Origin of the sequence: Amycolatopsis sp. YIM 10, from assembly GCF_009429145.1 — a bacterium.
In the GTDB taxonomy this organism is placed as follows: domain Bacteria; phylum Actinomycetota; class Actinomycetes; order Mycobacteriales; family Pseudonocardiaceae; genus Amycolatopsis.
Genome location: NZ_CP045480.1, coordinates 1,962,166 through 1,975,428 on the forward strand (window position 1 = coordinate 1,962,166; position 13,263 = coordinate 1,975,428).

Here is a 13,263-nt window from a genome sequence, read left to right on the forward strand (position 1 = left end):
TGTATTGAGTTACGCAGTGCACTATGCTCGGCTGGTGTCAGGCGAAGGCGGGCGTCGCGAACGCAAGAAGCAGCTCACCCGGCAGGCGCTGGTGAACGCGGCCGTGCGCCTGTTCACCGAGCGGGGCTACGACCAGACGGGCGTGGCTGACATCGCCGAGGCGGCCGATGTCAGCAAGCGCACGTTCTTCCTGCACTTCCCCAGCAAGGAAGACGTGCTGCTGGCGGACGGCGGTGACCGGGTCGACCTGGCTGTCCAGGTGATCGAGGGGCGGCGCCCCGGCGCGCCGATGCGCGAAGTGCTGGCCGAGGCGACGATGCGCATGATCGCCAACACCGCCGCCGGTGACCTGCCGAACGGGCTGGCGGCACTGCGCGCACGGCTGGTGGTCACCACCCCCGCTGTGCAGGCTCGCGTGCTGCACGCCATGTTCACCGCCCAGACCAGGATCGCCACGGCCCTGCGCAAGGCATATCCGGACGTGCTCGACGAAGTCACCGCGGCGAGCGTCGTCGGCGCGGTGACCGGCGCCGTCAGTGCCGCCGCCGTGACCAGCCTCCAACGCGAGGAATCGCCGGAACAGACGCGGGCCGCGATGCGACACGCGGCCGAGGTCGCACTGCATTGCGTGGAGTCGCTTGACCCGTCCGGAGGAACAAGGGCGACGCCCGGCCGCCGATGACCGCGGCGCACCCGATGTCACGCCGGAGTTCGTTTGGGCGGGTTGCTGCCGGGTATGCGGTGGTGGCCACAAAAGGGGGTGCCCATGCCCGGATGCCGGATCGGGTTTGTCGGGGCGGGTGGGGTTGCTGCCCGGCATGCGGACACGCTGGCCTCCTTCGACGACGTCGAGTTGGTGGCGGTTACCGACGTCGATGACGGCCGGGCGAGGACCTTCGCTGAACAACGGGGCATGCGCGCGGTTGGCGACCTGGACCAACTGATCGACACCGGGGTGCACGCGGTTTACGTCTGCGTACCGCCGTTCTCGCACGGGCCCGCCGAGAAAGCCGTTGCGGCGGCCGGTCTCGCGGTGTTCGTGGAGAAGCCGATCGGACTGGACTGCGACGAAACCGAGCGGACCGCGCGGTTACTGGACGAGTCCGGTGTGGTGACTTCGGTCGGATATCACTGGCGGTATTCCGACGGGGTCACGCGCGCCCGCGAAGCTGTGCGCGACACACCGGTGCGGCTGGCCGTCGGCGCCTGGCTGGACAAGCTTCCCCCGGTGCGCTGGTGGGCCCGGCGGGCACAGTCCGGCGGGCAGGTCATCGAGCAAGCCGTCCACGTGCTCGACCTGGCCCGGCTGATGGTCGGAGAGGTGACCCAGGTACACGCGATGGGGGATGGACAACCCCCTGCCGCGCCCGAAGCCGACGTCGACGGCGCGACGGTGGTGAATCTGCGCTTCGCCAGTGGTGCGGTCGGCACGCTGGCCGCGACGTGCCTGCTCGGCTGGAAGCACCGGGCCGGCCTGGAGGTCTACGCCGCCGACCTGGCGGTGTCGATCACCGAGGACGCCGTGCGGGTGGCCGGGCGCTCCGGCGATTCCGACGTGCGGCGGCTCGATCCGGCACAAGCCAAGCAGGCGGCGGACCGGGCGTTCGTGGACGCCGTGCTGGGCCGGGGCGACGACATCCGCACGCCGTACGCGGACGCGGTCCGCACCCAGCGGCTCGCCTGCGCGGTCGCGGACTCCGCGGTCCGCGGAACCGCCGTGAAACTGGAGGAGCACGCCCATGCCAGCGGATAGCCGGATGCTCGTCGTGGAGGAACCCGGCCTGGTCGGATTCCGGCCCACGCCACCGGAAGCCCGGCCCGAGGACGGCACCTTCGACGTCGAGGCTGTCTACAGTGGACTTTCCGCGGGGACGGAACTGGCCTTCGTCAAGGGAACCCATCCGCAGCTCACTCGCGGATGGGACGCGGAACTGGGCCTGTTCGGCGAGGACGACGCGCCGGCCGGTTATCCGGTGCTGCGGTGGGGTTACCTCCAGGTCGGCCGCATCGTGGCGAGCCGGACGCCCGCGTTCGGCACCGGTGAGCTGGTGGCGATGACCTACGGCCATCGTGAGCACTACCGGGCCGACCCACTGGCCGACCGCGTGGTGGTGCTGCCGGACGACCTCGATCCGGTGCTCGGCATCTACGTCGCGCACATGGGACCCATCTGCGCCAACGGGCTGCTGCACGCGGCGGCGGAGCTGCACGGCGCCGGCGCCCGGTCGCTCGGAGACGGGGTGGCGGGGCTGCGGGTGGCCGTGACCGGTGCCGGGGTGGTCGGGTTGCTGACCGCGTTGTTCGCGCGGACGCACGGCGCGCGCGAGGTGGTGGTGGTCGACCCGACCCCGCAGCGGCGCGAGGTGGCCGGAAAGCTCGGGTTCGCCACGCTGGACCCGGAAACCGAGGACGTGGCCACCGTGCTCAAGACCCGCTGGCGGCACCGGCCCGGCGACCGGGGCGCCGACGTGGTGTTCCAGTGCCGGGGGCTGGCCGCCTCCCTCGGCCTCGCGTTGCGGCTGCTGCGGCCGCAGGGCACGGTCATCGACCTGGCCTTCTACCAGGCGGGCGCGGACGCCCTGCGACTCGGCGAGGAGTTCCACCACAACGGGCTTTCGCTGCGCTGCGCCCAGATCGGCCGGATGCCGCGCGGGCTGGCGCACACCTGGGACCGCGAGCGCCTCTCGGCCGAGACGATCGGCCTCCTGCGCACCGAAGGCGACGCGATCCGGCAGCACCTCATCACCGACCTGGTACCGATCGAGCAGGCCCCCGAGCTGATCACCGCGATCGCCGAACGCCGTCGTCACGTGCTGCAGGCGGTGTTCACCTTCCCGACGACACCGTGACCAGCGGTCGCCGGTCGGAGTCGAGCAAGGTGCGGTACAGCGCGAGGTAGTTCTCCGCCATCACACTGGGCACAAAGCGAATCGACGCTTCCCGGCAGCACGCCGCCGGGTCCAGGGCCTTGGCCGCGCGCAACGCTTCGACGAGCGCGTCTTCGTCGTCTCGCGGCACCACAAAACCGGTCCGGCCCTGCTCGACCAGTTCGGGCAGGCAGCCGCGCGCGTACCCCACCACCGGTGTCCCCAGTGAGAGCGACTCCACCACCGCCGTGCCACCGGGTTCCTCCCACTGCAACGGGAAAAGGCATGCCCGCGCCCGCGCCACCAATTCGTCACGCTCGTGCGGCGGCAGTGATCCCACCCAGCGCACGCGGGTCCCGTCGAGCAGCGGGCGCACCTCGTCGCAGAAGTAGCGGACGTCCGGGTTGCGGCCCACTTCCGGATCGGCGGCCACCGCCCGGTCCAGCGCGGCCGGAGACCGGAACGGCCCGACCGGGCCTGCCAGCACCACGTCGATCCCGGACCGCCGCGCGAGCCGGGCGGCCAGGTGTTGTCCTTTCGACAGGGTGATCCGGCCCAGTATCACCGCGAAATCCTGCTTTTCCGGGCGCGGGCGGCGATCGGCCCGCTCGGCCAGCGGCGTCGCCAGGTGCACGTGCCCGACGCCGCGGGCACGCAGTGCGGGCGGGGCGGTGGCCACTTGCGCCGCCGAGACCCCGTTCACGTGGATGTGCTCGTGCCCGCCGAACTCGCCGTAGAACTGCGGATGCTTGGTCAGGTCCCAGTGCAGCGTGTGCAGCACCGGCGGGCAGGCGTCACCCAGCGAACCGAGCATGGCCGGGCCCACTACTTCCAGGTGGTCGTGCACCAGGTCGAAGGACGGGTCGCGGCGCACCTCGTCGACGACTCGCCGCATGTGCGCCATCGCCACGCCCATCGCGCGGTTGTACGGCCGCAGCAGTTGCTCGAACTGCGGCTCCTGGTACACCGAGATCCGGCCGTCCACGTCGAGCGTGCTCGTGCCCACGGTGGCGAGCACGACCTCGACCCCGCGCCGCCGCAGTTCCGGCACCAGGGTGGCGACCACGTTCTCGATCCCGCCGTACCCGTCCGGCGGCACCGGCAGCCAGGGGCCCGCGTTCATCAGCACCCGCATCACGGCCTCCTGGCGGGGACGGCGGTGGCCAGTTCGGCCCTGACCTCGGCCAGGCTCGGCCGCTCCGGCACGTCGACTTCGGTGACCACCACTTCCCGGGTTCCGTGCCCGGCACGGAACTGCGCCAGCCGGGCGGGCAACGCCGTCGGAGTCGGGGCACGGCCTTCCCGTTCCAGCTTGCCGAACGCGGTGAGCATGATCTGCGTGGCCATCCGGCCCAGCGCCGCGGTGTCCTGGTGCCGGTGCCGCCGACGGCCGAGGTCGACCTGTGCCATCGCGGACAGCCCGTGCCGTTCGGCCAGATCGATCAGCAACGCGATCTCGACCCCGTAGTGGCAGACGAACGGCACCGACTCCAGCGCGTCCCGGCGCCCGGCGTACTCCCCGGCCAGCGGTTGCACAAAACCGGCCAGCTCCGGCCAGTAGAGGTTGAGCAGCGGGCGGGCGACCAGTTCGGTCACCCGCCCGCCGCCGTCGTTCTCGGTGCGCCGCCCGGGCCGCACCAACGGGCGGTGGTAGAAGCCTTTGACGAACTGGACCTCCGGGGTGGTCAGCAGCGGGCCGATCAACCCGGTGACGAATTCCGGTGGGCAGCCGACCAGATCGGCGTCGAGGAACGCCACCACATCGCCTTCGGTGGCATACAGCCCTTTCCACAACGCTTCGCCCTTGCCGGTCATGGTGGGCAGGTGGTCGAGGACGTCCTCCTGCCGCACCACCCGGGCACCGGCCGCCTCGGCCACCTCGCCGGTCGAGTCGGTGGAGCCGGAGTCGACCACCACCAGCTCGTCCACCAGCGGGTGCCGACGCGCCATCCGCACGACGGCGCCGACCGTGGCGGCTTCGTTGCGGGCGGGCAGCACCACGCTCACCGTGGTGGTGCCCTTGGCGTGGAGCAGTTCGCGCACCGGCCAGTCGGCGGCCCGGCTGGTGCGGGTCTCCAGCCAGGCACGCTGGTGCTCGGGCAAACCGGGGGCGGCGACCGCCGCGGGAGGGGACGTTGGCGACATATATGGAATATGGCCATTCGATGCCCGTTCAAACGGCGAACGCCGGGAGTTTCAGATCCGCGTTCCCGGCACGGCCATGCTCGCCGGGTCGCCGGCCAGCGCGGTTTCCACCGAATCACAGCACCACAGCAGGTCCGCCACCGAAGTGGCGGCCAGCGCCTGCCGGACGTGCTCGGAAGGACGGCAGACGACCTGCGTTCCGCAATGGTCCCTGGCCCGGATTTCACCGGAGAGCAGAGCCCTGGCTCCTCGGGCACCGAGCGAGCGCACCCCGGCAAGATCCAGTAACACCAGGCGTGGCACGGGATCCCGCCACGCGGCGTCCACGGCGTGCTGCAGGGTCGCCGCGGCGAGTTCGTCGATCTCGCCGGACACGGTGAGCACTTTCAGCGTGTCGTCCAGTCCGGCGCTGTACACGGCCACGTCAATCGACAGCGGAGGGTTCACGGAGATTTCCTCACCACTCGAGTCACCAGGGACGGCACGTGGTCTGAACCGTGGCAACGACAGTAGCCGGAACTCGCGCCCACAGCGACCGCCAGTGGTTACTTCTTGACGCGGTAGCGCAGGTGGGTGACGCCGGTGCCTTCGACCACCACCGTGGGGCCATCGAACTGCACAGGTGCGGCGGCGAGGTTGCCGAAGAGCGTTTTCCCGCTACCCAGCACGACCGGCACGAGCTCGACGCCGACCTCGTCGAGCAGGCCGGCTTCCAGGCACTGCCGGGCCATCTCCCCGCCGTTGACCGCGACGTTCTTGTCCCCGGCCAGTTCCTTCGCCTTGGCCACCGCCGCCTCGATGCCGTCGGTGACAAAGACGAAGTTCTCGTCGTCCGGGCGGTCGTCGGGACGACGGTGGGTGAGCACGACCGTGGTCACGTTCATCGGGTGGCGCCCGCCCCAGGCCTTGGTCATGTCGTAGAGGTGCCGTCCGACGAGCAGCGCACCGGTGTTGTCCCACTCCGGCTTGACCAGCGCGGCGCTCGCCGCGGAGATCCGGAGCGGCGGCACGTCCGGGCTGGCCGACGGGATCTCGACATCGCCGTTGCCGTACCACTGGAACAGCAGGTCGAAGCCACTTTCCTCGGGTCCGGCCAGGTAGCCGTCGAGCGACATCGTGGCACCGGTGGTGACCTTGCCCATCTGACTGTCTCCTTCACTGTTGACGCTGAGGTCAACTGCCATCTTTATCAACCGTTTGGTTTATCAACCGCGCGGGTTAAGAATGGCACGCCCGGGTGAGGCGGTCAAGGAGGAGTTGAAGCGCTGGGCGTTGCCGGGTGGCGTCCCCGCTACCTCGACACCGAGTCGGTGCGGCGTTCGAGCAGTACGGTGTCGTGCCAGGTGCCGTCGCGTTCGGCGATGCGCTCGCGGACGCCGACGGTGCGATAACCGGCGGACTGGTGCAGGGCGATGCTGGTGCGGTTTTCGGTGAAGACGGCCGTTTGCAGGGTCCAGATGCCGTCGCGGTCGGCGGCGGTGACCTGCTTGTGCAGCAACGCTTTCCCGACGCCGCGGCCGCGGTACCGGGCGTCGACGTAGACCGAGGTTTCGGCGACGCCGCGGTAGCAGTCCCTTGTGGACACTGGCGCGGCGGCGGCCCAGCCGACCACTTCGCCGTCGAGCAGCGCGACCCAGCGGTGGTTCGGCAGCCAGTGCACGTCGAGGGCTTCGCGACTGGGCACGATGGTTTCGAAGGTGGCGATGCCGGTGTCGATGCCCTCGCCGTAGATGCGCCGGACGGAGTCCCAGTCGTTGTCGGTCATGGCGCGGACGGTGATGTCGGCGGGCAGGTCGCTGGGGCAGCACGGGCGTGGCGCGAGCAGGCCCATGACGGCGTCGGCGGCCTGGGGAAAGCCGGTGCAGCAGGCGGCGTTGATGGTGACGATGGTGGCGGTGCGCTCGCGACGCAGCTGCACGAAGCCGATGTCGGCGAGCTTGCGGACGTGGTGCGAGCAGGTGGACTGGCTGATGCCGAGCGCCTCGGTCAGCTCGCCGACGGTCACCCCGGCCGGCGCGGTGGCGACCGCGTGCAGCAGGCGCACGCGGGTGGGTTCGGCCAGGCAGGCGAACCACTCCGCGTAGGTGGTGGCTTCGGTGAGCGGGAGGTCGACCGGGGCGAGCGTCATGTACTCAGTATCGACGGACATCGATGGTTGCGTCAATCGATCCCGGTCGATACAGTCCCGGCTCAGTTGGATCGACAGCCATCGATGTAGGGAGTGGGCGGCATGAGCGAATGGCCGGTTGTGGTGGTCGGGGCCGGGCCGGTGGGGCTGGCGGCAGCGGCTGAGCTGCTCGAACGCGGTCTGGAGCCGCTGGTGTTCGAACGCGGGGAGCGGGCGGGCGCGGCGGTGGCGCAGTGGCACCACGTGCGGTTGTTCTCGCGGTGGTCGGAGCTGGTGGCCCCGGCCGCGGACCGGCTGCTGGCGCCGACGGGCTGGACTCGACCGGACCCGGCGGCCTATCCGACGGGGCGCGAGTGGGCGGACGAGTACCTGCGGCCACTGGCGGCGGCGCTGGGGGAGCGGGTCCGGTTCGGCACCGAGGTGGTCGGGGTGGCTCGCCGTGGCCGGGATCGGGTGGTGGATGCCGGGCGCGACAGCGAACCGCTGACCGTGCACCTGCTCGACGCCGACGGCACCGAACGCCGCGTCACCGCCCGTGCGCTGATCGACGCGTCGGGAACCTGGACCGGTCCGAATCCGCTGGGCGGGGACGGGCTGCCCGCGCTCGGTGAACGTGCGGCCGCGGACCGGATCGCTTACCAGGTACCGAATCTGGCCGATCCTTCGGTGCGGGCGCGGTATGCGGGCAAGCACGTGGCCATCGCCGGGAGCGGGCATTCGGCGTTGACCGCGCTGGTCGCCCTGGTTCAGGAGGAGGGCACGCGGATCAGCTGGATCCTGCGCCGTGGTGAGGTCGGCAACGTCTTCGGTGGCGGTGAGGCCGACCAGCTGCCCGCCCGGGGAGCGCTGGGGCTGCGGGCGAAGCAGGCGGCCCGCGACGGTCGTGTGCGGGCGGTGACCGGATTCCGCACCGAGGCCGTCGAACGTGGTGAAGACGGGCTCACTTTGGTGTCGGATCAAGGAGACCGTGTCGAACGGGTCGATGAAGTGCTGGTGCTGACCGGGTTCCGGCCGGATCTGTCGTGGCTTTCCGAGCTGCGGCTGGAACTGGACGCCACGTTGCAGGCGCCGGTGCGGCTGGCGCCGCTGATCGATCCGAACGTCCATTCGTGCGGCACGGTGTATCCGCACGGGGTCAAGGAGCTGGCGCAGCCGGAGCCGGGGGTGTTCCTGGCCGGGATGAAGAGTTATGGCCGGGCGCCGACGTTCCTCGCGATGACCGGGTACGAACAGGTGCGCAGCATCGCCGCCGCACTGGCCGGTGACCGGGAATCGGCCGAGCGCGTCGAGCTGGTGCTGCCGGAAACCGGCGTGTGCGGTGGATCGGGTGTGTTCGACGCCGAACCCGCCGGCGGCGGCTGCTGCGGTGCACCGGCCGAGCCGGAAGTGCTCACCTTGGCGGCGCCCGCTCCGCGCGGGTGAGTGACGGCACGACGGCGCGGCCCGCGCTGAGCCGGGGTGGGCTGCGCCGGGTCCTGGCGACCTTGTGCCTGACCGAGGTCACCAGCTGGGGCGTGCTCTACTACGCGTTTCCGGTGCTGGCCACCGACATCGCGCGCTCGACCGGCTGGTCGTTGCCGTGGACCACCGCGGGTTTCTCGGCCGGGCAGCTGACCGCCGCCCTGGCCGGGATCCCGGTCGGGCGGTGGCTGGATCGGCACGGCCCGCGCGGGGTGATGAGCGCGGGTTCGGTGCTCGGGGTGCCCGCGGTCGTGCTGATCGCGGTCGCGCCGGACCTGGGCTGGTTCATCGCGGCGTGGGTGGTGGCCGGAGTGGCGATGGGCGCGACGCTGTACCCGCCGGCGTTCGCCGCGCTGACCCGCTGGTACGGACCGGATCGGGTGAAGGCGCTGACCGTGCTGACGCTGGCCGGCGGGCTGGCGAGCACGGTGTTCGCTCCGCTGACCGCGGCGCTGGTCGCGCACCTGGACTGGCGGGAGACATATCTCGTGCTCGCCGCGATCCTCGCGGTGGTCACGATTCCCGGGCACCTGTTCGGCTTGCGGGGGCACTGGCCCGACGTCGAGCCCGGCCACGCCGAGACCGTTCTGAGCGATCCGGGCCGCATCGCGCGCAGCCGGGCCTTCCTCGCCCTGACCGCCGCACTCGGGCTGACCGCGTTCGGCGCGTTCGCCGCCGTGGTCAACCTGGTGCCGCTGCTGACCGAACGCGGAGTCGGCACCGGCGTCGCCGCGGTCGCGCTCGGACTCGGCGGTGCGGGGCAGGTACTGGGGCGGCTCGGGTTTTCCGCGCTGGTCAAGCGGACCGGGGTGCGCACCCGGACGGTGCTGGTCCTGCTGCTCGCCGCGACGACCACCGCGGCACTGGGGGTGGTCACCTCGATCGTGGCGTTGATCGGCGTGGCGATCGTGGCGGGCATGGCACGCGGGGTGTTCACCCTGCTGCAAGCCACCGCGATCACCGACCGCTGGGGCGCGGCGCACTACGGCAGGCTGACCGGCCTGCTCTCGGCGCCGCTGACGATCACCATGGCCTTCGCGCCGTGGGCCGGAGCCGCGCTCGCGGGCGCACTGGGCGGCTACTCGTCTCTGTTCCTCGTGCTCGGCGTGATCACCGCGTTCGCCGCCGTGATCAGCCTCGCCGGCACACCACCAAACAGGAGAATCGCATGAACGAAGTCGTCATCATCGGAGGCGGCCAGTCCGGACTGTCGGCGGCGCGGGCGCTGAACCACCACGGCATCAGGCCGCTGCTGCTCGAAGCGGGTCCGGAACCGACCGGCTCGTGGGCCGGCTACTACGACAGCTTGACCCTGTTCTCGCCCGCGCGGTACAGCGGCATGCCCGGCCAGGATTTCCCCGGCGCGGCCGAGAACTACCCGCACCGCGACGAGGTCGTGGACTACCTGCGTCGCTACGCCGGCACCATCGACGCCGACATCCGCGCCGACACGACCGTGACCGCGGTCGAAGCCGGCTCACGAGGCGAGTTCCTCGTCCGAACCGGCACCGGCGACGAGATTCCCGCCGCCGGGTTGATCGCCGCGACCGGGTCCTTCGGCAACCCGCACCTGCCCGCGATGCCCGGGTTCACCGGCCGGTTGTCGCATGTGGCCGACTACCGCAATCCCAAGGCGCACCACGGCGAACGGCTGATCGTGGTCGGGGGCGGCAACTCCGGGGTGCAGGTCGCCTACGAACTGGCCGAGGTCGCCGACGTCACCCTGGCCACCCGCGCGCCGATCACCTTCCTGCCGCAACGACGCGACGGCCGGGACGTCCACCACTGGCTGGCCGAGTCCGGATTCGACCAGCTCCCACCGCAATGGCTGATCCACTACCTCGGCGGGCCGCTGGTGATGGACACCGGTGACTACCGGGCCGCGGTGGAGGACGGCCGGTTGCGCCGCCGGGAGATGTTCACCGCCTTCGACGGTGACCAGGTCGTCTGGCCCGACGGCGAGCGTGAACGCGTCGACACCGTGCTGTTCGCCACCGGATACCGTCCGCACCTCGGTTATCTCGATCCCCTTGGTGCGTTGCACGACGGTATGCCGCTGCACGGTGGCGGCCTCTCGATGACCCACCCCGGCCTGGGTTACGTCGGGTTGGAGTTCCAGCGTTCGTTCTCCTCCAACACTTTGCGCGGCGTGCACCGCGACGCCGAGTACGTCGTCGAAGCGCTGGTCGCCCACGTGCGCGACGCACCCGCGGCGGCCGGGGTCAGCACCGGTTCCGGACGAACACCGGTTTGAGGTGCCGTTCCGGTAGTGCTTCGGGCAGTTGCTCCCAGTCGAACACGTCGGAGACCACCCGCTCCGGTGCGACCCGCCCGGATCCGGCCGGTTCGAGTGCGTCGGGGAGGTGGGCGCGCACGTTGTCCCGCGCGATGCGCGGGGTTACCCCGGTCAGGTACATCTCCAGCAGTGGCAGTTCGCCTGGGCGGAAGTGGTTGCCCGCGCTTTCGCAGAATCCTTCCGGCACCAGGGATTTCACCGCGACGGCGAGCTGGTCGACCCGGCCGGTGGACTCCACGGCGAGGTCGAAGCCGTGGTGGACCGGCTCGATCGCCTCGGCGGTGCGGGCACCGTAGCTTTCGGCGAGCGCGCGGTGAGCCGGATCCGGGTCGACGTAGAGCACGTCACCGGCACCGAGCGCGCGGGCGATGTCGCAGGCGTAGAGGCCGATGCTGCCGCGCGCGATGACCAGCACCCGCGCCCCCGGCCGCGCTTCGAGGTGTGGGGCGACCAGTCGCCAGGCCAGCGATCAGTTGTCGCTGGCCGAGGCCATCGCGACCGCATCCAGCCCGGCGGGCAGCGGCACCAGCATCGCGTCCGCCCACGGCACGCGGACCAGATCGGAGAACAGGCCGCCCCAGTCACCGCCGATCGGGGCGCCGAACATCGCCATGTGCGGCACCGAAGTGCAGTGCGCCTGAAGTCCGGCGTGGCAGCGTTCGCAGTCGCCGCAGCTGATCGCCCACGGCACGACGACCAGGTCACCGGGTGCCACGTGCGTGATCGCGTCGCCGGTCTCGACCACCCGCGCGACGCATTCGTGCCCGATGGCGAACGGCGGCGCGATCGGACCGTGCCCGGCGAGGATCGCCGAGTCGACGTCGCACGGGGTGGCCGCGAGCGGCTCGACGATGGCGTCGCGGTCCGATCGCAGTACCGGGTCCGGCACTTCGCGCCATTCGACGGTGCGCTTGGCGACGTAGGTCAGCTCACGCATCGGCCTTGGCGCCCTTGGCCAGCTCGACCAGATCCGCGTACCGGACGACGCTGCCACCGGCGCCCCAGGTGCCTTCGGGCTGTTCGTGGATGAGCACCCACACCCGAAGCGCGTCGGCGTCGGTCAGGCCGGCCGCCGCGAGCACGACCGAGGTGGCTTCGGTGATCAGTCCCGCCTTGCGCCGGTCCGACACCGCGCCCTGCGGAACCGTGACGTCCACCCGGAACCGCGGCGCGTCATCCTCGCCGGTGAGCTGCGCGCCCGCGGGCAGCTCGCGCAGGTAGCTCCACGACTGCGCGCGGAAGAACTCGGTGTCCGGGGCGCCTTCCCAGCGCAGCAGCACGGCGGCCAGTTCGCGCTGGACGCGCTCGCGCCCCGTGGGCGTCAAGGCTCCGGCGGGCGCGGTCAGTTCGATCATCGGCATGGCGGACTCCTCGGGCTCGGGTTATAGCGTTCGCTATAACCCGGCCGACGGTACTCTATGACGACCGCTATAAGCCAGAGGGGAATCGATGGGCCAGCAGACCTCGCCGTCCCGGCAGCAACTCGTCGCCGGAGCGGCCGACATGATCCGCCGTCGCGGGCTCAACGCCACCAGCGTCCGCGAGGTCGCCAAGCACTCCCGGACCCCGCAGGGCTCGACCTACCACTACTTCCCCGGCGGGAAGCAGCAGTTGGCCGCCGAAGCCGTTCGCTACGCGGCGGACACCGTGGCGGGCATCCTCGCCGCGAAGCTGCGCGCCGGTCCGGTCGAAGGGCTGGAAGCCTTTCTCGGCCTGTGGCGCCACATCATCACCAGCACGGACTACCAGGCCGGTTGCCCGGTGCTCGCGGTGTCCATCGAGGAAACCGGGGAAGAACGCCCGGATGCGGTGGTCGCGGCCGGTGAGGCGTTCACCGCCTGGTCGGCCCAGCTCGCCGAATCGATGCGCGAGCACGGTGTCGAGCAGGCGCGTGCCGAGCACCTCGCCACCCTCGTGGTCGCTTCGGCCGAGGGCGCGGTCGCGATGTGCCGTGCCCAGCGCAGCACGCGCCCCCTCGATCACATCGCCACCGAACTCATCGCACTGGTCGGCGCCGCGATCGGCCGTTAGCGAACGACCGCCCGATCAGCAGATCGGGGGTTCGGGGGTGCCCCATTCGCGCAGCACCTGGCCCGCCTGCCACACCCAGCCGGCGGCTTCGGGCGCGTTCAGGTGCCACCAGTTGTGGTCCGGCGTCTGGCAGTTGATCGTCACCGCCTGGCCGTTCCAGCCCTTGCCGACGACCGCGCCGTCGGGCGCCGCCATGATGTCGGCGTCGGCGACGAACCGTCCGGGGATGCCCGCGGTGCCTTGGTTTTCCTGCGCCTGCGCGGAGGCGAAGCCGCCGGCGAGCAAGGCGACGGACAGGCCCGCCGCGGTGAGCATGGGGGCGAGTTTGCGCACTG

Annotated in this window: 16 protein-coding genes; 7 read left to right on the forward strand and 9 right to left on the reverse strand. The window is 71.1% G+C overall.

Annotation, left to right across the window (positions count from 1 at the left end):
- Positions 1–34: 34 nt before the first annotated feature.
- From YIM_RS09755 to YIM_RS09765, 3 genes are all read left to right on the forward strand, one after another.
- Entirely contained in the window at positions 35–682 is a 648-nt protein-coding gene (locus YIM_RS09755; protein ID WP_153030041.1) for a TetR/AcrR family transcriptional regulator, read from the forward strand.
- Positions 683–766: 84 nt separating this feature from the next.
- Complete coding sequence (locus YIM_RS09760) at positions 767–1,753, forward strand: Gfo/Idh/MocA family protein (protein WP_153030042.1); 987 nt, start codon at positions 767–769, stop codon at positions 1,751–1,753.
- Positions 1,740–2,849 (forward strand): zinc-binding alcohol dehydrogenase, encoded by a 1,110-nt coding sequence (locus YIM_RS09765; protein WP_228004650.1) that lies wholly within the window; start codon positions 1,740–1,742, stop codon positions 2,847–2,849. The genes YIM_RS09760 and YIM_RS09765 overlap by 14 nt, the downstream gene beginning before the upstream one ends.
- Here the strand turns inward: YIM_RS09765 and YIM_RS09770 are convergent.
- The 5 genes from YIM_RS09770 to YIM_RS09790 form a co-directional block, all read right to left on the reverse strand.
- Positions 2,827–4,002 carry a glycosyltransferase gene (locus tag YIM_RS09770; protein ID WP_153030043.1) on the reverse strand — a complete coding sequence of 392 codons (1,176 nt, stop codon included), beginning with the start codon at positions 4,000–4,002 and terminating at the stop codon, positions 2,827–2,829. The genes YIM_RS09765 and YIM_RS09770 overlap by 23 nt on opposite strands.
- Entirely contained in the window at positions 4,002–5,012 is a 1,011-nt protein-coding gene (locus YIM_RS09775) for a glucosyl-3-phosphoglycerate synthase (RefSeq protein ID WP_153030044.1), read from the reverse strand. Before YIM_RS09775 ends, YIM_RS09770 begins: the two co-directional genes overlap by 1 nt.
- A 51-nt stretch (positions 5,013–5,063) precedes the next feature.
- The gene (locus YIM_RS09780) at positions 5,064–5,459 is read right to left on the reverse strand and encodes an STAS domain-containing protein (RefSeq protein WP_194240104.1); all 396 of its coding nucleotides are present in this window, start codon (positions 5,457–5,459) and stop codon (positions 5,064–5,066) included.
- A 98-nt stretch (positions 5,460–5,557) separates the two neighbouring features.
- Positions 5,558–6,154, reverse strand: a complete 597-nt coding sequence (locus tag YIM_RS09785) for a dihydrofolate reductase family protein (RefSeq protein WP_153030046.1) — start codon at positions 6,152–6,154, stop codon at positions 5,558–5,560.
- A gap of 149 nt (positions 6,155–6,303) precedes the next feature.
- Positions 6,304–7,161 carry a GNAT family N-acetyltransferase gene (locus YIM_RS09790; RefSeq protein WP_153030047.1) on the reverse strand — a complete coding sequence of 286 codons (858 nt, stop codon included), beginning with the start codon at positions 7,159–7,161 and terminating at the stop codon, positions 6,304–6,306.
- Between the two features lie 81 nt (positions 7,162–7,242).
- Between YIM_RS09790 and YIM_RS09795 the strand changes: the two genes are divergently transcribed.
- The 3 genes from YIM_RS09795 to YIM_RS09805 are packed head-to-tail and all read left to right on the forward strand — an operon-like array spanning position 7,243 to position 10,855.
- A complete protein-coding gene (locus YIM_RS09795) occupies positions 7,243–8,562 on the forward strand; it encodes an FAD-dependent oxidoreductase (protein WP_153030048.1) in 1,320 nt (439 codons plus the stop codon).
- The gene (locus YIM_RS09800) at positions 8,559–9,773 is read left to right on the forward strand and encodes an MFS transporter (protein ID WP_153030049.1); all 1,215 of its coding nucleotides are present in this window, start codon (positions 8,559–8,561) and stop codon (positions 9,771–9,773) included. The genes YIM_RS09795 and YIM_RS09800 overlap by 4 nt, the downstream gene beginning before the upstream one ends.
- Positions 9,770–10,855 (forward strand): NAD(P)/FAD-dependent oxidoreductase, encoded by a 1,086-nt coding sequence (locus tag YIM_RS09805; RefSeq protein ID WP_153030050.1) that lies wholly within the window; start codon positions 9,770–9,772, stop codon positions 10,853–10,855. The genes YIM_RS09800 and YIM_RS09805 overlap by 4 nt, the downstream gene beginning before the upstream one ends.
- On the opposite strand, the gene YIM_RS49080 is transcribed toward YIM_RS09805, so the two are convergent.
- Genes YIM_RS49080 through YIM_RS09815 form a run of 3 tightly spaced genes read right to left on the reverse strand, consistent with a single transcriptional unit; the run spans position 10,824 to position 12,258 of the window.
- Positions 10,824–11,312 carry a hypothetical protein gene (locus tag YIM_RS49080; RefSeq protein ID WP_228004651.1) on the reverse strand — a complete coding sequence of 163 codons (489 nt, stop codon included), beginning with the start codon at positions 11,310–11,312 and terminating at the stop codon, positions 10,824–10,826. The two genes, YIM_RS09805 and YIM_RS49080, sit on opposite strands and share 32 nt — an antisense overlap.
- Before the next feature lie 54 nt (positions 11,313–11,366).
- Positions 11,367–11,834, reverse strand: a complete 468-nt coding sequence (locus tag YIM_RS49085) for an alcohol dehydrogenase catalytic domain-containing protein (protein WP_228004652.1) — start codon at positions 11,832–11,834, stop codon at positions 11,367–11,369.
- Positions 11,827–12,258: a tautomerase family protein gene (locus YIM_RS09815; protein ID WP_153030051.1), complete on the reverse strand. Its 432-nt coding sequence runs from the start codon at positions 12,256–12,258 to the stop codon at positions 11,827–11,829. The genes YIM_RS49085 and YIM_RS09815 overlap by 8 nt, the downstream gene beginning before the upstream one ends.
- Positions 12,259–12,346: 88 nt before the next feature.
- Between YIM_RS09815 and YIM_RS09820 the strand changes: the two genes are divergently transcribed.
- Positions 12,347–12,928 (forward strand): TetR/AcrR family transcriptional regulator, encoded by a 582-nt coding sequence (locus YIM_RS09820; RefSeq protein ID WP_153030052.1) that lies wholly within the window; start codon positions 12,347–12,349, stop codon positions 12,926–12,928.
- 15 nt (positions 12,929–12,943) lie between these two features.
- Here the strand turns inward: YIM_RS09820 and YIM_RS09825 are convergent, their stop codons facing one another.
- Positions 12,944–13,261: a hypothetical protein gene (locus YIM_RS09825; protein WP_153030053.1), complete on the reverse strand. Its 318-nt coding sequence runs from the start codon at positions 13,259–13,261 to the stop codon at positions 12,944–12,946.
- Positions 13,262–13,263 lie beyond the last annotated feature (2 nt).